21 protein-coding genes are annotated in these 20622 nt (G+C 71.9%); 16 read left to right on the plus strand and 5 right to left on the minus strand.

Annotated elements, in window-relative coordinates:
• Positions 1-72 precede the first annotated feature (72 nt).
• On the plus strand, positions 73-468 hold the full coding sequence (locus tag ACFYY2_RS15035; protein ID WP_388742166.1) for a VOC family protein: 396 nt from the start codon (positions 73-75) through the stop codon (positions 466-468).
• Here the strand turns inward: ACFYY2_RS15035 and ACFYY2_RS15040 are convergent.
• Together ACFYY2_RS15040 and ACFYY2_RS15045 are read right to left on the minus strand one after the other, a co-directional pair.
• Positions 405-1166: a helix-turn-helix domain-containing protein gene (locus ACFYY2_RS15040; protein WP_388742168.1), complete on the minus strand. Its 762-nt coding sequence runs from the start codon at positions 1164-1166 to the stop codon at positions 405-407. The two genes, ACFYY2_RS15035 and ACFYY2_RS15040, sit on opposite strands and share 64 nt — an antisense overlap.
• Before the next feature lie 184 nt (positions 1167-1350).
• A complete protein-coding gene (locus tag ACFYY2_RS15045; RefSeq protein ID WP_388742171.1) occupies positions 1351-1956 on the minus strand; it encodes a hypothetical protein in 606 nt (201 codons plus the stop codon).
• Between the two features lie 167 nt (positions 1957-2123).
• On the opposite strand from ACFYY2_RS15045, the gene ACFYY2_RS15050 reads away from it, so the two are divergent.
• Positions 2124-3353 (plus strand): helix-turn-helix domain-containing protein, encoded by a 1230-nt coding sequence (locus tag ACFYY2_RS15050; protein WP_388742174.1) that lies wholly within the window; start codon positions 2124-2126, stop codon positions 3351-3353.
• Between the two features lie 143 nt (positions 3354-3496).
• Here ACFYY2_RS15050 and ACFYY2_RS15055 read toward each other — a convergent pair whose 3' ends face one another.
• Positions 3497-4627 carry a YihY/virulence factor BrkB family protein gene (locus ACFYY2_RS15055; protein WP_388742177.1) on the minus strand — a complete coding sequence of 377 codons (1131 nt, stop codon included), beginning with the start codon at positions 4625-4627 and terminating at the stop codon, positions 3497-3499.
• Between the two features lie 17 nt (positions 4628-4644).
• Here ACFYY2_RS15055 and ACFYY2_RS15060 point away from each other — a divergent pair, with 17 nt between their 5' ends.
• The 14 genes from ACFYY2_RS15060 (at position 4645) to ACFYY2_RS15125 (ending at position 18036) form a co-directional block, all read left to right on the plus strand.
• The gene (locus ACFYY2_RS15060; RefSeq protein ID WP_388742180.1) at positions 4645-6282 is read left to right on the plus strand and encodes an acyl-CoA dehydrogenase family protein; all 1638 of its coding nucleotides are present in this window, start codon (positions 4645-4647) and stop codon (positions 6280-6282) included.
• A 250-nt stretch (positions 6283-6532) separates the two neighbouring features.
• Positions 6533-7867 (plus strand): GAF domain-containing protein, encoded by a 1335-nt coding sequence (locus ACFYY2_RS15065; protein ID WP_388742183.1) that lies wholly within the window; start codon positions 6533-6535, stop codon positions 7865-7867.
• A 5-nt stretch (positions 7868-7872) separates the two neighbouring features.
• On the plus strand, positions 7873-8457 hold the full coding sequence (locus ACFYY2_RS15070; protein WP_388742186.1) for a GNAT family N-acetyltransferase: 585 nt from the start codon (positions 7873-7875) through the stop codon (positions 8455-8457).
• Positions 8458-8590: 133 nt separating this feature from the next.
• Positions 8591-8674 carry a putative leader peptide gene (locus ACFYY2_RS15075; RefSeq protein WP_349817346.1) on the plus strand — a complete coding sequence of 28 codons (84 nt, stop codon included), beginning with the start codon at positions 8591-8593 and terminating at the stop codon, positions 8672-8674.
• 112 nt (positions 8675-8786) lie between these two features.
• Positions 8787-10484 (plus strand): nitrite/sulfite reductase, encoded by a 1698-nt coding sequence (locus ACFYY2_RS15080; protein WP_388742189.1) that lies wholly within the window; start codon positions 8787-8789, stop codon positions 10482-10484.
• Positions 10481-10660: a hypothetical protein gene (locus ACFYY2_RS15085; RefSeq protein ID WP_329041521.1), complete on the plus strand. Its 180-nt coding sequence runs from the start codon at positions 10481-10483 to the stop codon at positions 10658-10660. Before ACFYY2_RS15080 ends, ACFYY2_RS15085 begins: the two co-directional genes overlap by 4 nt.
• Positions 10657-11373, plus strand: a complete 717-nt coding sequence (locus ACFYY2_RS15090) for a phosphoadenylyl-sulfate reductase (RefSeq protein ID WP_388742191.1) — start codon at positions 10657-10659, stop codon at positions 11371-11373. Before ACFYY2_RS15085 ends, ACFYY2_RS15090 begins: the two co-directional genes overlap by 4 nt.
• Complete coding sequence (gene cysC / locus ACFYY2_RS15095) at positions 11373-11942, plus strand: adenylyl-sulfate kinase (RefSeq protein WP_388742194.1); 570 nt, start codon at positions 11373-11375, stop codon at positions 11940-11942. Before ACFYY2_RS15090 ends, cysC begins: the two co-directional genes overlap by 1 nt.
• Positions 11939-12874 (plus strand): sulfate adenylyltransferase subunit CysD, encoded by a 936-nt coding sequence (gene cysD / locus ACFYY2_RS15100; RefSeq protein ID WP_388742196.1) that lies wholly within the window; start codon positions 11939-11941, stop codon positions 12872-12874. The genes cysC and cysD overlap by 4 nt, the downstream gene beginning before the upstream one ends.
• Positions 12875-12876: 2 nt before the next feature.
• A complete protein-coding gene (locus ACFYY2_RS15105; protein WP_388742199.1) occupies positions 12877-14217 on the plus strand; it encodes a sulfate adenylyltransferase subunit 1 in 1341 nt (446 codons plus the stop codon).
• Between the two features lie 234 nt (positions 14218-14451).
• A complete protein-coding gene (locus ACFYY2_RS15110) occupies positions 14452-15567 on the plus strand; it encodes an aliphatic sulfonate ABC transporter substrate-binding protein (protein WP_388742203.1) in 1116 nt (371 codons plus the stop codon).
• Between the two features lie 42 nt (positions 15568-15609).
• On the plus strand, positions 15610-16401 hold the full coding sequence (locus tag ACFYY2_RS15115; protein ID WP_388742206.1) for an ABC transporter ATP-binding protein: 792 nt from the start codon (positions 15610-15612) through the stop codon (positions 16399-16401).
• On the plus strand, positions 16388-17266 hold the full coding sequence (locus tag ACFYY2_RS15120; RefSeq protein ID WP_388742209.1) for an ABC transporter permease: 879 nt from the start codon (positions 16388-16390) through the stop codon (positions 17264-17266). Before ACFYY2_RS15115 ends, ACFYY2_RS15120 begins: the two co-directional genes overlap by 14 nt.
• A 5-nt stretch (positions 17267-17271) precedes the next feature.
• A complete protein-coding gene (locus tag ACFYY2_RS15125; protein ID WP_388742211.1) occupies positions 17272-18036 on the plus strand; it encodes a sirohydrochlorin chelatase in 765 nt (254 codons plus the stop codon).
• A 115-nt stretch (positions 18037-18151) separates the two neighbouring features.
• On the opposite strand, the gene ACFYY2_RS15130 is transcribed toward ACFYY2_RS15125, so the two are convergent.
• Together ACFYY2_RS15130 and ACFYY2_RS15135 are read right to left on the minus strand one after the other, a co-directional pair.
• Entirely contained in the window at positions 18152-19153 is a 1002-nt protein-coding gene (locus tag ACFYY2_RS15130) for a ketopantoate reductase family protein (RefSeq protein WP_388742214.1), read from the minus strand.
• Positions 19154-19248: 95 nt separating this feature from the next.
• Complete coding sequence (locus ACFYY2_RS15135; protein ID WP_388742217.1) at positions 19249-20163, minus strand: S1 family peptidase; 915 nt, start codon at positions 20161-20163, stop codon at positions 19249-19251.
• Positions 20164-20622 lie beyond the last annotated feature (459 nt).

Here is a 20622-nt window from a genome sequence, read left to right on the forward strand (position 1 = left end):
GTCAATGACCGCCGCGGGGCCGTGACCGTTTCGTACAAGACCCGGTCACGGCCCCGCGCCTACGGTCGTTTCATGACTCCACGACTCGACGCGATCTCCGTCACCACCGCCGACCTGGCCGCCTCACTGGCGTTCTACCGACGGCTCGGCCTCGACGTGCCCGCCGGGGCCGAATCGGCCCCGCACGTCGAAGTCGCCCTCCCGGGCGGGCAGCGCCTGCTCTGGGACACCGAGGACGTCGTCCGCTCCTTCGATCCCGGCTGGAAGGGGTCCCAGGGCGGCGAACGCCTCGGGCTCGCCTTCCTCTGCGACAGTCCCTCAGAGGTCGACTCCGTCTACGCCGATCTGACCGGCGCCGGGTACCGGGGGCACCTCCGGCCCTGGGACGCGGTCTGGGGGCAGCGCTACGCCGTCGTCCTGGACCCCGACGGCTGTGCGGTCTCGCTGTTCGCCGCGAACCCGTCCTGACCCGTGGCGGCAAGGTAGCCGCCGAGCGTCGTGCCGGCCAGGTCCCGCATCTCCCGGGCGAGATGCGCCTGGTCGGCGCAGCCCGCCGCGCAGGCGGCCTCGGCGTACGGCGTTCCGGCGCGCACGAGGGTGAGGGCGCGCTGCAGCCTCAGCACCCGGGCGAGCGTCTTGGGGCCGTAGCCGAAGGCGGCCAGGGAGCGCCGGTGCAGCTGGCGGGCCCCGAGGCCGACGGCCTCGGCCGTGGCGGCGACGGACCGTCCCTGCCGCAGCTGTGAGGCGACGGCGGCGGTGAGCGGATCCGCCGGTCCGGCGCCGGCAGCCCTGCCGAAGGCGATGGCCTCCAGTGCGCCGGTGGGGTCGGCGGCCTCGGCGGTCCGCTCGGTGAGGCGCCGCACCTGTCCGCCGGGCCAGAGCGCGTCCAGGGCGACCCGTCGGTCGCGCAGCTCGTGCGCGGGGACGCCGAGCAGGGCGGGTGCCGTGCCGGGGGCGAAACGGATGCCCGCGCAGGTGCCGGAGAGCGCCTCGCCGGGCGTGAACGCATGGGTGTCGGGGCCTGCTACCAGCAGTCGGCCGCCGGTCCAGAGCAGGTCCATGCAGCCGTCGGGCAGAACGGGCCGTGCGGGGTCCCGCCGCCCGCTCCAGGTCCACAGGACCGCGCCGTCGAAGCGGGCCGGCCGCTCCTCGTACCGTGCGCCCATATCTGCCAGGCTACGGGGCAGCCCTTGGAGACCATCTCATCTGGCGAGTCTGCGGTGGCAGATGAGGGTGCAGGCGATGCTGGTGAAGGCCAGGAAGCGGTCGCCGCCGGCGGAGCAGGTGGGCACGACAGCGGCGCGCCCGGGTTCCGGCCGCGCCGCTGTCGAACTGTGGTCAGCCCCCGGGTCAGTGGAGCTTGTTGACGGCGGTCTTCGTGGTGGTGCGGAAGGCGGTCAGCGGGGCGTCCTCGAGGTCGCCCATCTGGCCCCAGCGGACGAGGGTGACGGTGCGGCCGTCGCGGCCGACGGAGAACAGGTGGATGTCGGAGATGCCGATCTGCGGGTCGGCGGTGTCCAGGCTGTAGACCCAGGCGCCCTCCTCGACGGCGAGCTTGCCGTGGGAGGCGCTGACGGCCTGCAGGCCCGGGTTCTGCTGCTCCAGCAGGGCGCCGCAGCCGGCGAGGGCCCCGCGGAGGGTGTCGACCAGCTTCACGGCGTCGGCCTCGGTACGGGCGACGGTGGTGACCTGGACGCCGTTGGTGTCGAGCTCGGTGCTGAACTCGCGGTAGCGGGTGTTCTGCGCCGGGATCTTGTACGGGGCGCAGAGGACGCCGCCGTTCTCCGGGACGCCGGTGAAGACCTGGGTGGCGGTCCACGGCGTCGACGACGGCGGCATCTGGGAGGCGGCGAGGAAGGCGGGCTGGGCAGCGGCCTGCGCCGGGGCTGTGGCGAGGGCCGCGAGGCCCAGTGCGGCAGCGGCTGCGGTGGCGAGCGCGGTGCGGAGCTTGTTCATGGTGGTGGATCCCCCGTCGGGTCGTTCGTTCGGTCAGTGCTCAACCAGCGTGGGGCCGGCGCCCGCCGGCTGCAAGGATCACGCGCCCACCAGCCGTCCCGGAACCATTCCACCCCCGCTGACGTGCAAGGCCGTGAAGGATGGGACGCAGGGTCGAGGGGGATGGAATGCCGAAGGACGCCGCCGTCGAGGAGTTCGGGGGGCTCGTGCGCGCGCTGAAGGCGCGGGACGGGAGGAGTTACGAGGCGCTGGGCCGGCGGCTGAGCGTCAGTGCGTCCACCCTCCACCGCTACTGCTCGGGCGCGACCGTCCCGGAGGAGTTCGCCGTGGTCGACCGCCTCGCCCTGCTGTGCGGGGCGGACGAGGAGGAACGGTGGGCCCTGGAGGCGGCCTGGACGGAGGCGGACCGCGCCCGCCGCCGAGCGGCCACGCCCGCGCCCACGCCTGTGCCGGCCGTGTCGGCCGCGCCGGAATCGAACCCGGAACCGTCCGCGCCGGACCCGGGCCCCCGCCCCGCCCCGGACCCGACCGCACCGGACCCGACCGCCCCGGACCCGACCGCCCCGGACCCGACCGCGCCGGAGGCGCCCCGCGCCCGCGCCCGTCGTGGCGCCCCCGCTCCCCTCCTCGTCGCCGCCGCCGTCGCCCTCGTCGTGCTCGCCCTCGCCGCCACCCTGCTCGGCCACCCCACCCGTACGGCTTCCGCCCCCGCTCCCGCTTCCACCGCTCCGGGGCGGACCGCGGCCCCCCTCCCCTTCACCTGGAGCATCGGTTCCCAGCTCTGGGAGGGCGGTTGCGGGCACACCTACCTCGTGGACCGGGCCCCCCGCGCGGTCGCGCCGCCGCCGGTCGCGGCCGACTCCGGGGCGTGGGCCGGGACGCACGGTGCCGTGCACGGCGGGGAGGCGCTGGTGCGGATCACGGTCCAGGGCCGGTCACCGTCCGACGCCGTCGTCCTCCATGCCCTGCACGTGCGCGTGGTCGACCGCGCCGCGCCGCTGCCGTGGAACGCGTACCGGATGGACAACGGCTGTGGCGGCGCCGTCACCCCGCGCCACTTCGCCGTGGACCTCGACCGGCCGCGCCCGCTCGCGAGGTCCGTCGACGGCCTTGACGCCTCCGGCGCCGAGGTCCGGAAGATCCCGGCCGTCTCCTTCCCGTACAAGGTCACCTCCTCCGACCCCGAGGATCTGCTGGTCTCCGCGAAGACGGCGGGATGCGACTGCCGCTGGTACCTGGAGCTGGAGTGGAGCGCCGGGGGCCGTACGGGGACGGTGCGGATCACGGACGGCGGGAAGCCGTTCCGCACGAGCGGGACCAGGGGGAGGCCGGCGTACGCGCACGACTCCGCCGAAGGGCGCTGGATCACGGACTCGGACTCCGGACAGACCGGTTGACCGATGAGCAACTTCGACCGGCACAGGCCGAGCAAGCGCTCAGAGACCATCTCGTCTGGCGAGTCTGCGGTAGCAGATGAGGGTGCAGGCGATGGCGGTGAAGGCCAGGAAGTGGTTACGCGGATGCGCCCGTACCCGCAGGGCTACGGGGCGTCCTTGTCCCGGGTCCCGTGCAGCCGCGACTTCACGTCGTCCGGGGGGAGGAAGCGCGACCAGCGTTCCGGGAACTCCGACGGCATGCACACGTCCTCGTCCTCGTCGTCCGCGTACGCGTCCCAGTTGGCCGCCTGCGTGCGGGCGACGAGCTCCGCTGCCTGGGCGGCCTTGATCCGGTCGCTGGTGGCGCGGGCCGCGGCGGTGGCGAGCGAGGGCCACACATGGTCGATCGCGGCGTTGACGGCGGCGCCGACGAGTACCGCGAATGCGGAGATACCTATCCAGAGCAGGACGGCGATGGGCGCGGCCAGTGAACCGTAGATGGTGGGGCCTTCGACCGTGCTGGTGAGGTAGATCCGCAGCAGGAAGCTCCCCAGCACCCACATCCCGAGGGCGACGAGTGCTCCCGGAACGTCCTCTATCCACGGCGAACGCACGGGTACGGACACGTGGTAGAGCGTCGTGAGGAACGCGATGGACAGCAGTATCACCAGCGGCCAGTACATGACCGCGAGGACCTCGGTCCCCCAGGGGACGGACTCCACCACCCGGTCGGGGCCCACCACCAGCAGGGGCAGCACCACCGCGCCGAGCAGCAGCGCCACCACGTAGAGCAGGAAGGCGAGCAGCCGGGTCTTGACGATGCCGCGGTGGCCGTCCAGGCCGTACATCACGGTGATGGTGTCGATGAAGACGTTCACCGCGCGTGATCCCGACCAGAGGGCGATCGCGAAGCCGATGGAGATCACGTCGGGGCGCGCGCCGTTCGTGACGTCGGATATGAGCGGCTTGGCGATCTCGTTCACGCCGCGCTCGGACAGCACGGTCTGCACGGCGCCCAGGATGTTCCGCTCGATGGAGGCGACCGTGGTGGTGTCCGTCCAGTCGTCGACGTAACCGAGCAGGCCGATCAGTCCGAGCAGCAGCGGGGGCAAGGACAGCAGGGTGAAGAACGCCGCCTCCGCCGCGAGGCCGAGGATGCGGTACTCGATGCACGAATTGACCGTGTCCTTGAGCAACTGCCATGCCATCTGCCGCTTCGAGACGTTGCGGTAGAGGACTCGGGCCCGGTGGAGCCGCCCCGGTGGCCGCTCGGGTGTTTCATTTGCTGCCTGCACGTCCTTACCGTATCGGCATGGCAGCAAGCACCCACACAGTGACCAACCAGGTTCCGCCGCTGGCCGGCTATGACGTCTTCTCGGCCGACCTCGCACTGGGGGAGGCCGTCGAGCGGCATCTGGACCCCGGGGTCCTCGACGAGGCGCGCCGCGAACTCGGCGAGCTCGGCCGCTCCGCCGGTTCCGTCCAGGCGCAGACGTGGGGTGCGCGGGCGAACGAGAACCCGCCGAAGCTGCGGACGCACGACCGCTACGGGAACCGCGTCGACGAGGTGGAGTTCCATCCGTCCTGGCACCGGCTGCTGGGGCACGCCGTCTCCGCCGGGCTGACGGACGCCTGGGGCAGACCGGGCGGCCACGTGCGGCGCGCGGCCGGGTTCCTGGTCTGGACGCAGGCCGAGGCGGGCCACGGCTGCCCGCTGTCGATGACGCACGCGGCGGTTCCGGCACTGCGGACCGATCCGGCACTCGCCGCCGAGTGGGAGCCGCTGCTCACCTCGCACGTGTACGAGGAGGGGCTGCGGCCGGCGTCGCAGAAGGCCGGTGCGCTGTTCGGGATGGGGATGACGGAGAAGCAGGGCGGCACCGACGTGCGGTCCAACACCACGCGGGCCGAGCCGCTGGCGGGCGACGGGGAGTACCTGCTCACCGGGCACAAGTGGTTCTGTTCGGCCCCGATGTCCGACGGTTTCCTGGTGCTGGCGCAGGCGCCCGGCGGTCTGAGCTGCTTCCTGGTGCCGCGGGTCCTGCCGGACGGCGTGCGCAACGTGTTCGCGATCCAGCGGCTGAAGGACAAGCTGGGCAACAGGTCCAACGCCTCCGGTGAGGTCGAGTTCGACGGGACGTGGGCCCGCCGGGTCGGCGAGGAGGGCCGCGGGGTCCGCACCATCATCGAGATGGTGGCGGCGACGAGGCTGGACTGCGTGGTGGGCTCGGCGGCGCTGATGCGCCAGGCGGTGGCGCAGGCCACGCACCACAGCGCCCATCGCGAGGCGTTCGGCGGGCCGCTGATCGACAAGCCGCTGATGCGCAACGTCCTGGCCGACCTGGCGATCGAGTCCGAGGCGGCCACGACGCTCGCCCTGCGCCTGGCCGCCGCGTACGACGCCGGCACGGACGAGGAGCGGGCGTTCCTGCGGATCGCGGTGCCGACCGCCAAGTACTGGGTGACGAAGCGGTGCCCCGCGGTGGTCGGCGAGGCCCTGGAATGCCTCGGCGGCAATGGTTACGTCGAGGAGTCCGGCATGCCCCGGCTGCTGCGCGAGGCTCCGCTCAACTCGATCTGGGAGGGCTCGGGCAATGTGCAGGCCCTCGACGTGCTGCGGGCGCTGCGGCGGGAGCCCGGGGCGCTGGACGCCTTCCTCCGGGAGGTCGGGAAGGCGCGCGGCGCGGACCACAGGCTGGACGCGGCGATCAAGGACCTGCTGACGGGTCTGGCCGACCTGGAGGGTGCCGAGGCGGGGGCCAGGCGGCTGGCGGAGCGGATGGCCCTCGTCCTCCAGGGGTCCCTGCTGCTGCGCTGGGCACCGCCGGAGGTCGCCGACGCGTTCTGTGCCTCACGGCTGGGCCGGGACTGGGGGGCGGCCTTCGGGACGCTGCCGCACAGCCTCGGCCTGGCCTCGGTCGTGGAGCGGGCGCGGCCCGGAACCGGCTGAGGACAAACGACGGGGGTGGTGCTGCGCCGACACGGCACCACCCCCACGCTTGTGCACACCGCACGGCGGGTCGAGGACGCGTCGGACGGCGTTCCGCCATGGTCGTACGCCCGGCGTCCGGTTACCAGGGTTGCAAGGGGTTGCAACATTGCGCGGAGTGCGGGGTGACGGTGCCCGCGGCACGGCAGGATGGGTCCTCCGGGTTCCTCTCCACCTCCGGGCGGGGCCCACGTTGTGCTGGGGGACGCACATGGACACAAGGCCCGTCGCACCGCCGCGGCCGGGGGACGCCGCGTATCCCGCGCTCACCGAACGGTCGGTGCACCTCGCGCGGGAGGCCCGGCTGGCGGGTGCACGCACGGTGGTGGCACCGCGCGCGGAGATCGACGCGTCCTGGGACCGGGTGATGCGCAGCGGGATCGATCCCGAGCAGTCGCCGGAGAGCAGGCTCCTGGAGGCGGAGGAGATCGAGCACCGGCGCACCGGTTCGGCGCTCGGCGAGGTCATGCCGCTGCTGCGCGGGGGCCTGGCCGCCATCGCGGACGCGGCGCACCAGATCATGGTGGTCACCGACACCGAGGGCCGGGTCCTGTGGCGCCAGGGTCACCCGGCGGTGATGCGCCGCGCCAAGGACATCTGCCTGGAGGAGGGGGCGGCCTGGTCGGAGTCGGCGACGGGGACGAACGCGATCGGCACCGCCCTCGCCGTCCGCACCCCCGTGCAGGTCCACTCCGCCGAGCACTTCATCCGTGCCCTGCACGGCTGGACGTGCGCCGCCGCTCCGGTGCGGGACCCGAGGGACGGGCGGCTGATGGGCATCGTCGACGTCAGCGGCCCCGCGTCCACCTTCCATCCGGCGACGCTGGCCCTGGTCGGCTCCGTGGCGGCGCTCGCGGAGGGCGAACTGCGCGGCAGGCATCTGGTCGCGATCGAGCGGCTGCGGTCCGTGGCCGCCCCGATCCTGTGCCGGCTGGGCGGGCGTGCCCTGGTCGTGGACACCCACGGCCGGCTGGCCGCCGTCAGCGGCATGCCGCCCGTGGACCGGCTGCCGCTGCCGAAGTCGTTGCGCCCGGGGCCGGTGTGGCTGGCGGCGCTCGGGATGTGCTGGGTGGAGCCGCTGCCGGGCGGCTGGCTGGTCCAGGTCGCGGAGGGCGCCCAGGACGGCCCGCCGCGCCGGGTGGTGCTGGACCTGAGCCGGGAGCGGGCGCTCACGGTCCACGTGACGGGTCCTGTGGACACGTGGACGCGCCGTCTCTCGCCCCGTCACGCCGAGCTGCTGTACGCCCTCGCCCTGCGGCGCGAGGGGCGCACCGCCGCGGAGCTGGCCGAGGACGTGTTCGGGGACGCGACCCGGACGGTGACGGTGCGCGCCGAGATATCGCGGATGCGGCGGCACCTCGCGGAGGTGCTGTGCCACCGTCCGTACCGCTTCGGCGAGGGGGTGGAGGTGGAGGTGGTGCACCCGGAGGTGCCGGCCGACCTGCTGCCCCGCTCGACGGCTCCGGTGGTGGTCGCGGCGCGTGCCTCGGCAGGGCGGCCCGGAACCGCCGGGTTTGGGGGCGGGGCCCCGGCCGTGGTTCCCTGACGGCCATGAGCGACTCCGCAGCCCCGTTCCGCGACGTCACCGTCTGGTATCTGGAACAGACCTCGCCCGCCGAACTGAAGCCGTCGGCCGCCCCTGCGGCCGGGGTGACGGTCACGCGTTCCGAGACGCCGCTGCCGGAGTTCAGCCGCTTCCTCTATACGGCGGTGGGGGGCGACATCCGGTGGACGGACCGGCTCGGCCTCTCGTACGCGCGGTGGCTGGAGATCCTGGAGCGCCCGGGGGCGGAGACCTGGGTGGCGTACGAGAACGGGACCCCCGCGGGGTTCATCGAGCTCGACGCACAGGAGGACGGCGCGGTGGAGATCGCCTACTTCGGGCTGATACCGGCCTTCCGGGGACGCCGGATCGGCGGGCACCTGCTGTCGTACGGCGTGGCGCGCGCGTGGGACCTGGCGGAGCGGCATCCGGGGCGGAAGCCCACCGAGCGGGTGTGGCTGCACACGTGCTCGGACGACGGCCCGCACGCGATGGACAACTACCTCGCGCGCGGGTTCCGGCTGGCCGAGACGCGGATCGTGCGGGAGGCCGACGCGGCGAACCCCGACCCGTGGCCCGGCGCGTACGCCTGACCGCGCGTCCGGAAAAGCACTTTGTGGACATGACGACGTGACCGCCACCACGTCGTCTCGCATGTCGGGACCATCTCGTCCACATAATGGATCGTGGTGGACTGGCCCGAGATCCGCGTGACACGCTTCCGTCATGTCCGGAACTGGAATTGCCTTGGTGAGTCGGCGGCACGTCGATCTCGGCCGCATGTCCAGCGCCATCTGTCCGGTCCGCTGAGAGTCTCCAGCACCTCGATCTCCTGCTTCCGCTCCATCCCTGCGCACCGCCGCGCCTCACGCGGGTGTGCAGTTCAGAGCCGCCCTCCTGCAGTCCCGAAGGACGTATAGCCATGGCCGCCACCCCTGAGAAGCCTGCTGCCGCCACGCCCCGCCGCAAGGCCGGACGTCACCGTGGTGAAGGTCAGTGGGCCATGGGTCACTTCACGCCGCTCAACGGGAACGAGCAGTTCAAGAAGGACGACGACAGTCTCAACGTGCGGACACGTATCGAGACGATCTACTCCAAGCGTGGTTTCGACTCCATCGACCCGAACGACCTGCGCGGGCGTATGCGCTGGTGGGGTCTCTACACGCAGCGGCGCCCCGGCATCGACGGCGGCAAGACCGCCGTGCTGGAGCCGGAGGAGCTCGACGACCGCTACTTCATGCTCCGGGTGCGCATCGACGGCGGCAGGCTGACGACCACTCAACTGCGGGTCATCGGTGAGATCTCCGAGGAGTACGCCCGCGGCACCGCCGACATCACCGACCGGCAGAACGTCCAGCTGCACTGGATCCGCATCGAGGACGTCCCGGCCATCTGGGCGAAGCTGGAGGCCGTGGGCCTCTCGACCACGGAGGCGTGCGGCGACTGCCCCCGCGTGATCATCGGTTCGCCGGTGGCCGGCATCGCGGCGGACGAGATCATCGACGGCACGCCCGCGGTCGACGAGATCCACGAGCGCTACATCGGCAGCAAGGAATTCTCCAACCTGCCCCGCAAGTTCAAGACCGCGATCTCCGGATCGCCGGTCCAGGACGTGGTGCACGAGATCAACGACATCGCGTTCGTCGGCGTCGACCACCCCGAGCACGGCCCCGGTTTCGACCTGTGGGTCGGCGGCGGCCTCTCCACCAACCCGCGCTTCGCCGAGCGCCTGGGCGCCTGGGTGCCGCTCGACGAGGTCCCGGACGTCTGGGCCGGTGTCGTCGGCATCTTCCGCGACTACGGTTACCGCCGCCTGCGCACGCGTGCCCGTCTGAAGTTCCTGATGGCCGACTGGGGTCCGGAGAAGTTCCGCGGGATCCTGGAGGACGAGTACCTCAAGCGCCCGCTGCTGGACGGGCCGGCCCCGGAGCAGCCCTCGTCCCGCTGGCGTGACCACATCGGTGTGCACGCCCAGCAGGACGGCCGCTTCTACGTCGGCTTCGCACCGCGCGTCGGCCGGGTCGACGGCTCCACCCTGGCGAAGATCGCCGATCTGGCCGAGGCGCACGGCTCGGGCCGGGTGCGCACCACGGTCGAGCAGAAGATGATCGTCCTGGACGTCGAGCAGGACCAGGTCGCCTCCCTGACCGCCGGGCTGGAGGCACTGGACTTCCAGGTGAACGCCTCCCCCTTCCGCCGCGGCACGATGGCCTGCACGGGCATCGAGTTCTGCAAGCTGGCGATCGTCGAGACGAAGGCGCGGGGCGCCTCGCTCATCGACGAACTGGAGCGCCGCATGCCGGACTTCGAGGAGCCGCTCACCATCAACATCAACGGCTGCCCGAACGCCTGCGCCCGCATCCAGACCGCGGACATCGGCCTCAAGGGCCAGCTCATGCTCGACGGTGACGGCAATCAGGTCGAGGGCTACCAGGTGCACCTCGGCGGGGCACTCGGGCTGGAGGCCGGATTCGGCCGCAAGGTCCGCGGTCTGAAGGTCACCGCGGCCGAACTGCCCGACTACGTCGAGCGGGTACTCGGCAACTACCAGGAGGAGCGCGAGGAGGGCGAGCGCTTCGCGACCTGGGCGGCACGTGCCGGTGCGGAGTCGCTGTCATGAGCGAGCGAGCGGCTCCGTTCTACTGCCCGTACTGCGGGGACGAGGACCTGCGCCCCCACGAGGCGGGGCACGGGGCCTGGGAATGTGCTTCCTGCAATCGCGCGTTCCAGCTGAAGTTCCTGGGCCTGCTGGCCCAGGGGCTGCGGCGCGACGACGTTGAAGGGGACGGGACATGACGGACACTCTGCGAACCGGCCGGCTCACCGACGAGGCCCTGCGGGACCTGGCCGTACAGGCGGGGCGCGATCTAGAGGACGCCTCCGCGAGCGACATCCTGACGTGGGCCGCCGACACCTTCGGCACGGCCTTCTGCGTCACCTCCTCCATGGAGGACGCGGTCGTCGCCCACCTGGCCTCCCGGGTCATGCCGGGCGTGGACGTCGTCTTCCTGGACACCGGTTACCACTTCGAGGAGACCATCGGCACCCGGGACGCGGTCGGCGCCGTGATGGACGTCAACCTCATCACGCTGACCCCACGTCAGACAGTGGCCCAGCAGGACGCCGAGTACGGTCCGCGGCTGCACGACCGGGACCCGGACCTCTGCTGCGCCCTCCGCAAGGTGAAGCCGCTGGAGGACGGGCTCACCGCGTACACGGCCTGGGCGACCGGACTGCGCCGCGACGAGTCCCCCACCCGCGCCGGCACTCCGGTCGTGGGGTGGGACGAGAAGCGCCGCAAGGTCAAGGTCTCGCCCATCGCCCGCTGGACGCAGGACGACGTGGACGCGTACGTGGCCGAACACGGCGTGCTGACCAACCCGTTGCTGGACGACGGCTACGCCTCCGTCGGCTGCGCACCCTGCACCCGCAGGGTGCTGGAGGGCGAGGACGCCCGGGCCGGCCGCTGGGCCGGGCGGGGCAAGACCGAATGCGGGCTGCACGGCTGATGACGACTGATCAGGAGATATCGATGAGCGTGACGGAGACGGGAGCCACCGTCTGGCTCACCGGCCTGCCGAGCGCCGGCAAGACGACCCTCGCGTACGAACTGGCCGGCCGTCTGCGCGCGGACGGGCACCGGGTCGAGGTGCTCGACGGCGACGAGATCCGGGAGTTCCTCTCCGCGGGCCTCGGCTTCTCCCGCGAGGACCGGCACACCAACGTGCAGCGCATCGGCTTCGTCGCGGAACTGCTGGCCGCCAACGGCGTGAAGGCCCTCGTCCCCGTCATCGCCCCCTACGCCGACAGCCGTGACGCGGTGCGCAAGCGTCATCAGCGGGAGGGCACGGCCTACTTGGAGGTGCACGTCGCCACACCGGTCGAGGTGTGCTCCGAGCGCGATGTGAAGGGGCTGTACGCCAAGCAGGCGGCGGGCGAGCTCACCGGTCTCACCGGGGTCGACGACCCCTACGAGGCCCCCGAGTCCCCGGACCTGCGGATCGAGTCGCACCAGCAGACCGTGCAGGAGTCCGCAGCGGCGCTCCGCGCGCTGCTCACCGAGAGGGGCCTGGCGTGAGCACCGTCGCCACCGTGCCGGAAGGCACCGTCAACCCGTACGCGCTCAGCCACCTGGACTCCCTGGAGTCGGAGGCGGTGCACATCTTCCGTGAGGTGGCGGGTGAGTTCGAGCGGCCGGTGATCCTCTTCTCCGGCGGCAAGGACTCGATCCTGATGCTCCACCTGGCGCTGAAGGCGTTCGCCCCGGCGCCGATCCCGTTCACGCTGCTCCACGTGGACACCGGGCACAACTTCCCCGAGGTCCTCGACTACCGCGACCGCACCGTCAAGAAGCACGGACTGCGCCTGCACGTCGCGTCCGTCCAGGAGTACATCGACGCCGGCAAGCTCCGCGAGCGGCCCGACGGCACGCGCAACCCGCTGCAGACGGTCCCGCTCACCGAGGCCATCCAGCGGCACCGCTTCGACGCGGTGTTCGGCGGCGGCCGCCGCGACGAGGAGAAGGCCCGGGCCAAGGAGCGGGTCTTCTCGCTGCGCGACGAGTTCTCCCAGTGGGACCCGCGCCGCCAGCGCCCCGAGCTGTGGCAGCTCTACAACGGCCGCCACGCCCCCGGGGAGCACGTCCGGGTCTTCCCGATCTCGAACTGGACCGAGCTCGACGTCTGGCAGTACATCGAGCGTGAGGGCATCGAGCTCCCGGAGATCTACTTCGCCCACGAGCGCGAGGTCTTCAGGCGTTCCGGCATGTGGCTGACGGCGGGCGACTGGGGCGGGCCCAAGGACCACGAGCAGGTGGAGACCCGCCAGGTGCGCTACCGCACCGTCGGTGACATGTCCTGCACGGGCGCCGTCGACTCCGACGCCACCACCCTGGACGCCGTGATCACCGAGATCGCCGCGTCCCGGCTCACCGAGCGGGGCGCGACCCGCGCCGACGACAAGATGTCCGAGGCCGCGATGGAAGACCGCAAGCGCGAGGGGTACTTCTAGACATGAGCATCACCACCACAGAGCATGTGTCGGCCACCACCCTGCTGCGCTTCGCCACGGCCGGTTCGGTCGACGACGGCAAGTCCACCCTCGTCGGTCGCCTGCTGCACGACTCCAAGTCGGTCCTCACCGACCAGCTGGAAGCCGTGGCGCTCGCCTCGTCCAACCGCGGCCAGGAGGCGCCCGACCTGGCACTGCTCACCGACGGCCTGCGCGCCGAGCGCGAGCAGGGCATCACCATCGACGTGGCCTACCGCTACTTCGCAACCCCGCGGCGCCGCTTCATCCTGGCCGACACCCCGGGGCACGTGCAGTACACCCGCAACATGGTGACGGGCGCGTCCACCGCCGAGCTGGCCGTCGTCCTGGTCGACGCCCGCAACGGCGTGGTCGAGCAGACCCGCCGTCATGCCGCGGTCGCCGCCCTGCTCCGCGTCCCGCACGTCGTCCTCGCCGTGAACAAGATGGACCTCGTGGACTACGCGGAACCCGTGTTCGCGTCGATAGCCGAGGAGTTCACCGCCTACGCCGCCTCCCTGGGCGTCCCGGAGATCACCGCGATCCCGATCTCGGCGCTGGCCGGTGACAACGTCGTGGAGCCGTCCGCCCACATGGACTGGTACGGCGGCCCGACGGTGCTGGAGCACCTGGAGACGGTCCCCGTCAGCCACGACCTCACCGCGTGCCACGCACGTTTCCCCGTGCAGTACGTGATCCGCCCGCAGACCCCGGAGCACCGCGACTACCGGGGATACGCGGGTCAGATCGCGGCCGGAGTGTTCCGGGTCGGGGAGCGCGTCTCCGTCCTGCCGTCCGGACGCACGACGACGATCGAGGGGATCGACGCACTCGGGGAGAGCGTCGAAGCCGCCTGGGCCCCGCAGTCGGTGACGATCCGGCTGGCCGACGACATCGACGTGTCGCGGGGCGACCTGATCGCCCCGGTGGACGACTCCCCCGCCGTCACCCAGGACGTCGAGGCGACCGTCTGCCACGTGGCCGACCGCCCGCTCACCGTGGGCCGGCGGGTGCTGCTCAAGCACACCACGCGCACGGTCAAGGCGATCGTGAAGGACATCCCCTCGCGCCTGACGCTGGACGACCTGTCCCAGCACCCGGCGCCCGGAGAGCTCGTGGCCAACGACATCGGCCGGGTCGTGATCCGTACCGCCGAGCCCCTCGCGCTCGACGCCTACGCGGACTCGCGGCGCACCGGCTCCTTCCTGCTGATCGACCCCGCCGACGGCACCACGCTGTCGGCCGGCATGGCGGGCGCGTCGTTCGCCGCCGTCACGGAGACGGACGCGGACCCGACCGCCCAGGACCCGGAGTGGGACTTCTGATGATCAACGACGTCTTCTCGACCTTCGCGAAGGAGGGCGGCCGCGTCGGCAGCGGCGCCCTCGGCAGCGGCCAGGGCGGGGTCGGGCGATGTGCGTGATGACGTACGCGCACTGCTCGCGCGCCCGCTCGTACCACCCGCACCGCCAGTTCAGACGAAGACCTGCCGACCGCCCGGCCGCGCCACCCGGTTTCCGGGGGATGTGAGAACCGGGCCAACGAGAGGAAACCCTCCCGTGCCTGCCACCCGTACCACGATCCGCCGCAGCCTCGCCGCTGCCGCCGCTTTGCCGCTGCTCGCCGTGGCGCTCACCGCCTGCGGCTACGGTTCCGAGGCGAAGGACGACGACGCCGACAAGTCGAACGTCTCCGCCGACGGGAAGAAGCTCTCCACGGACACCGTGAAGATCGGGTACTTCCCGAACCTCACGCACGCCACCGCCCTGGTCGGTATCCAGGAGGGGCTCATCGCCAAGGAACTGGGCGGCACCACGGTCAAGCCCTCGACGTTCAACGCCGGGCCCTCCGAGATCGAGGCGCTCAACGCGGGTGCGATCGACATCGGCTTCATCGGCCCCTCCCCCTCGATCAACGGCTTCGCCAAGTCCAAGGGCCAGAGCCTGCGGATCATCGGCGGCTCGGCCTCCGGCGGCGTGAAGCTCGTCGTGGACCCGAAGAAGATCAAGACCCTGGACGACCTCAAGGGCAAGAAGATCGCCACCCCGCAGCTCGGCAACACCCAGGACGTGGCGTTCCTCAACTGGATCTCCGAGAAGGGGTGGAAGGTCGACGCCCAGAGCGGCAAGGGCGACGTCTCCGTGGTCCGCTCGGACAACAAGGTGACTCCGGACGCCTTCAAGTCGGGTTCCCTCGACGGCGCCTGGGTTCCTGAGCCGACCGCCTCCAAGCTGGTCGCCGAGGGCGGCAAGGTCCTGCTCGACGAGTCCTCGCTGTGGCCGGACGACAAGTTCGTCATCACGAACATCATCGTGTCGCAGAAGTTCCTCTCCGCGCACCCGGACGTCGTGGACGCGGTGCTGCGCGGCACGGTGAACACCAACAAGTGGATCAACGCCAACCCCGACAAGGCGAAGGCCTCGGCCAACTCCGCGCTGGAGAAGCTGAGCGGCAAGGCGCTGCCCGCCGAGGTCCTGGACCCGGCCTGGAAGTCCATCCAGATCACCAACGACCCGCTGGCCGCCACGCTCCAGGCCCAGGCGGACCACGCGGTCTCGGCCGGTCTGCTGGAGAAGCCCGACCTCAAGGGCATCTACGACCTCAAGCCGCTGAACAGGATCCTCAAGGCCGAGGGACAGCCCGAGGTCGCCGACGCCGGTCTCGGCGCCGAGTAGTCCCGCACCAGGATCCCCGAAGACTCCCAGGAGGTGACGACCATGGCGACCACCACGCTCACCAAGGCCGAGGACCGCACGGCGGTCGAGCACGCCGCTCGCATCACGAACGTCTCCAAGTCCTTCGCCGGACCCACGGGACGGCAGCTCGTCCTGGACGACATCACGCTCGACGTCGCTCCGGGCGAGTTCGTCACCCTCCTGGGAGCCTCCGGGTGCGGTAAGTCCACCCTGCTCAACCTGGTGGCGGGACTCGACCGCCCGACCGCGGGGTCCATCGAGACCCCCGGCGGGCGGCCGGCCCTGATGTTCCAGGAGCACGCCCTCTTCCCGTGGCTGACCGCGGGCAAGAACATCGAACTGGCCCTGCGGCTGCGCGGGGTGCCCAAGTCCGACCGCCGCCCCGAGGCGGAACGGCTGCTGGAGCTCGTACGCCTCGGCGGGGCGTACGGGAAGCGGGTGCACGAGCTCTCGGGCGGGATGCGGCAGCGGGTCGCGATGGCCCGTGCGCTCGCCCAGGACAGTCAACTGCTGCTGATGGACGAGCCGTTCGCGGCGCTGGATGCCATCACCCGGGACGTGCTGCACGACGAACTGACCCGGATCTGGCGCGAGACGAACGCGTCGGTCCTCTTCGTCACCCACAACGTGCGTGAGGCCGTGCGCCTCGCGCAGCGCGTCATCCTGCTCTCGTCGCGGCCCGGCCGGATCGCACGCGAGTGGACGGTGGACATCGAGCAGCCGCGCCGTATCGAGGACACCGCCGTCGCGGAGCTGTCCGTCGAGATCACCGAAGAACTGCGTGGGGAGATCCGCCGTCATGGCCAGCACTGAAACGAAGGCCGACGACCTGGCGGGCCTGGAAGCGGGCCTGGACGCGCTCGACGCCGTACAGCTGCGCAGGACACCGGCCCGCGAGATCCTGCTCGACAAGGTCCTGCCGCCGGTCATCGCGGTGGTCCTCGTGGTCCTGGTCTGGCAGGTGCTCGTCTGGGCGAAGGTGACCGACGACTACAAGCTCCCGCCGCCGGCCGCGGTATGGGACAGCCTCGCCGGCATGTGGGCGCAGGGCACTCTGCTGGAGGTCATCTGGACCAGCGTGTCGCGTGGTCTGCTGGGCTTCGTGATGGCCGTGGCGATCGGCACACCGCTGGGGCTGCTCGTGGCCCGGGTGCGGGTGGTCCGGGCGGCGATCGGTCCGATCCTGTCCGGACTGCAGTCCCTGCCGTCGGTGGCGTGGGTGGCTCCGGCCATCATCTGGCTGGGCCTGGACGACAGGACGATGTACGCGGTGATCCTGCTCGGCGCCGTCCCGTCCGTGGCGAACGGCCTGGTCTCGGGTGTCGACCAGGTACCGCCGCTGTTCCTGCGCGCGGGCCGCACGATCGGGGCGACGGGCCTGCGGGGGACGATCCACATCGTCCTGCCGGCGGCACTGCCCGGCTATCTGGCGGGCCTCAAGCAGGGCTGGGCGTTCTCCTGGCGTTCGCTCATGGCCGCCGAGATCATCGCATCCTCGCCCGATCTCGGCCTGGGGCTCGGCCAGTTGCTGGAGAACGGCCGGAACAACTTCGACATGCCGGGGATCTTCCTGGCCATCCTCCTCATCCTGTTCGTGGGCATCGCGATCGACCTGTTGATCTTCAGCCCGCTGGAGCGGCGCGTCCTGCGCAGCCGCGGTCTCCTGGTCAAGAGCTGAGCGCGATGCCTTCACCCGTACTCCTCGTCGTCGCCCACGGCAGCCGTGACCCGCGGCACGCGGCGACCGTGCACGCGCTCACCGCGCGCGTGCGGTCGCTGCGGCCCGGCCTGCGCGTGGAGACGGGCTTCCTGGAGTTCAACGCCCCTTCCGTGCCGCGGGTCCTGGAGCGCCTGGCCTCGGAGGGGGCGGGCGAGGTCGTCGCGCTCCCCCTGCTGCTGACGCGCGCCTTCCACGCGAAGACGGACATCCCCTCCGTGCTGCACGAGGCGCGGACCCGGCTCCCCGGGCTGCGGGTCACCCAGGCGGGCGTCCTCGGCCCGTCGCCCCTGCTGAACGCGGCGCTGGAGCAGCGGCTCGACGAAGCGGGGCTCTCGCCCGCCGACAGGTCCACGACCGGGCTCGTCCTGGCGTCGGCGGGCTCCACCGATCCGGAGGCGAACGCGGTGATCGCTGAAATCGCGCGGGAGCTGCGGCACACCGGTTGGTGCGCCGTGCGGCCCGCGTTCGCCTCCGCCGTGACCGCCGGGGGCTCCTCCCGTACCGCCGACGTGGTGCGCTCGCTGCGGGCCGACGGGATCGCCCGGGTGGCGGTCGCCCCGTACGTGATCGCCCCCGGCCGCCTCCCTGACCGGATCGCCGCGGGCGCGGTGGAGGCGGGGGCCGATGTGCTGGCCGGTGTGCTGGGCCCGTCCCCCGCGCTCGCCAGGCTGCTGCTGACCCGGTACGACGAGGCGCGTGCCGTGATGCCGGGGGCCTTGAGCGCCTGAGACGGCGTCAGGCGGACGCTGCGGATCGCGTCCGCCGAGCGCCCGGACGCGCCGGAGATCTCACGCGTGGTGGGTGAGACGGTTGCGAAGGGGCACGGCACCGGGCGCCCTGGGATCAGGACTCCGCGTCGGCCAGTGCGGTGAGCTCCGCGACGCTCATGGACCCCGCCGCTCGCCGCTCGCGGGCGAAGGTGTTCGCGGTGCGCCGCAGGACGTCGTTGACGGGCGTCGGGACACCGTGCAGTCGGCCGAGGAGGGAGATCTCGCCGTTGAGGTAGTCGGCCTCGATGGTGCCCGTGCCCCGGGCGAGGCTCTGCCAGGACGACCCGCCGCCCCGCTCTGAGCCGTCGACCGGGTCGAAGCGGATCCTGCCTCCGCGTGCCGCCTCCTGCTCCTCGCTCCCGGTGGCCTCGATGCCCGCGGCCCGGAAGACCGCCTGTCCTTCCGCCCGCGCCCGGCCGGCCAGGGCGCGTCCCTCGGGGCCGCCGAGCACCCCGGTGACCGCCTCGACCGCGTTGGCGAGGTTGGACAGCAGCTTGGCGTACTTCCAGCGCATCACGTCAGGGACGACGGGTACCTCCAGCCCGGCCCTCTCCCAGTCCGCGGCGATCGCTCGCACGATGTCGTCGGTGCCGGACGGGTAACGGCCGAGGTGCAGGATGCCGGTGAGCGGAGCCCCGGCGGCGACGACCCTGCCGGGCTCGACGAAGGTCGCGGGGAGGTAGACGCAACAGCCGTAGACGCGGCGGAAGCGGCGCAGGGCCAGCCGCTCGCCCTCGACACCGTTCTGTGCGCAGATCAGGGGGAGCCGTTCCGCCGCGGTCCCGCCACCCTCCACCGGGGCCGCGCTCCAGGCGTCGAGGGCGTCGGTGGCGTCCTGTGTCTTCACCGTGAGGACGAGGACGTCGTCGCCCGCCAGGCGCAGCCCGGCCGGCCCGTCGACGACGGGGGGACGGTGCGTGCGTGTCCCCTCGGGCGTGGTGAGGCGGAGCCCGCCCTCGCGCAGAGCGGCGTACTGCTTCCCCCGCGCGACGAGCACCACCTCGTGGCCCGCCTCCGCCAGCCGCCCGCCGACGGCGCCGCCCACGGCGCCCGCTCCCACGATGATGTAGCGCATGCGGGCGAGCCTGGCACAGCGCCGGTCCTCCCGGGAAGCGGGGACGGCAACGGGCCGCGCTCGGGGAGCGCGGCCCGTCGGAGCAGGGGTGGTGCCTAGAAGACGCTGACGCCGTAGGCGTTCAGCGCCTCGACGACCGGCTGGAAGAAGGTGGTTCCGCCCGAGCTGCAGTTGCCGCTGCCGCCCGAGGTGAGGCCCAGTGCCGTGGATCCGGCGAAGAGCGGGCCGCCGCTGTCGCCGGGCTCGGCACAGACGTTGGTCTGGATCAGGCCGGAGACGATGTCGCCGCCTCCGTAGTTGACCGTCGCGTTCAGCCCGGTGACGGAACCGCCGTGGACGCCGGTGGTGGATCCGCTGCGCCTGACGGACTGTCCGACGCTGGGGTTGGCGGCGGAGGTGATGTCCTGGTAACTGCCGTTGTAGAGGTAGACCCGGCCGTCGGCGTTGGCCGAGTTGGAGTGCCGGATCAGGCCGTAGTCGTTGCCCGGGAAGCTGGTGCCGGCCCGGGTGCCGAGCAGGGTGGTCTGGCCCGAGTTGGTGTACCAGGTGCTGCCTATCTCGGTGCAGTGCCCGGCGGTCAGCGCGTAGTAGGTACTGCCGCTGCGGACGTTGAAGCCCAGCGAGCAGCGTCCGCCGCCGGCGTAGATGGCCTGTCCGCCCGCGATGAGCTTGTTGAACGTGCCGTCGGTGTGCTTGACGTCGGCCTTGGCGCCCGAGTCCGTGACCGACTTCTTGATCGTCGCGATCTCGGCGGCGGTGACCGTGCTGTCGACGGTCACGACGAGCTTGCCGGTGCTCGCGTCGGTGTACCAGGCGGTGCCGGCGATGTCGGCACCGCGCACGGCCGAACTGGCCGAGCTGAGTTCCGCCTTCGTCACGGTGTCCGATGCGGCCTGGGCCACGGCGGTGGGGGCCGCGAGTGCCACGGCGGTGACCAGACCTGAGGTCGCGGCGATGAGGCGAGCGCGTCTGGAGAGCGAACCGAGGGGGGCGAAACGCTTGAAGGTCACAGGATCCTCCGTCTTTGGGGGGTGACCGGCCGGCTGGGTGGGCCGGCCGAGTTTGTGCGGTTCTCCGCGACCAGGTGGGTCTGGTCGTGAACCTGCCAACCGCACGCCCCGAATCCTTGACTCCGGTCGGTCCGGTGGCAAGACCCCCTTCCGGACCGTGGCGGAGAACGGACCGTGAACCCCGCACCCCGCACACGTGCCCTCCGAACATCGGCGTCCGCTCACCGAACGGAGCGCGCCTGCGAATTGCAGCAAAGCGCGAAGTGGGGAGCGGACGTCGGTTCCCGTCCGCGCGCATCGCGTTCACACACGCCGCGACGGCCCGGCAGCCGGGCGCACGGATGCCTCGGCAGCCCGGACCGGAGCCGTCGGCACCCTGTCCGTTCAGGCTCTTTACCAGCGTTTTGCCCGGGCGCCCCGGTTGGCCGAAACCCGTCTTTCCGGCGAGAACCGGCTGCG

The organism is Streptomyces sp. NPDC001822 (genome assembly GCF_042892135.1).
Taxonomy (GTDB): domain Bacteria; phylum Actinomycetota; class Actinomycetes; order Streptomycetales; family Streptomycetaceae; genus Streptomyces.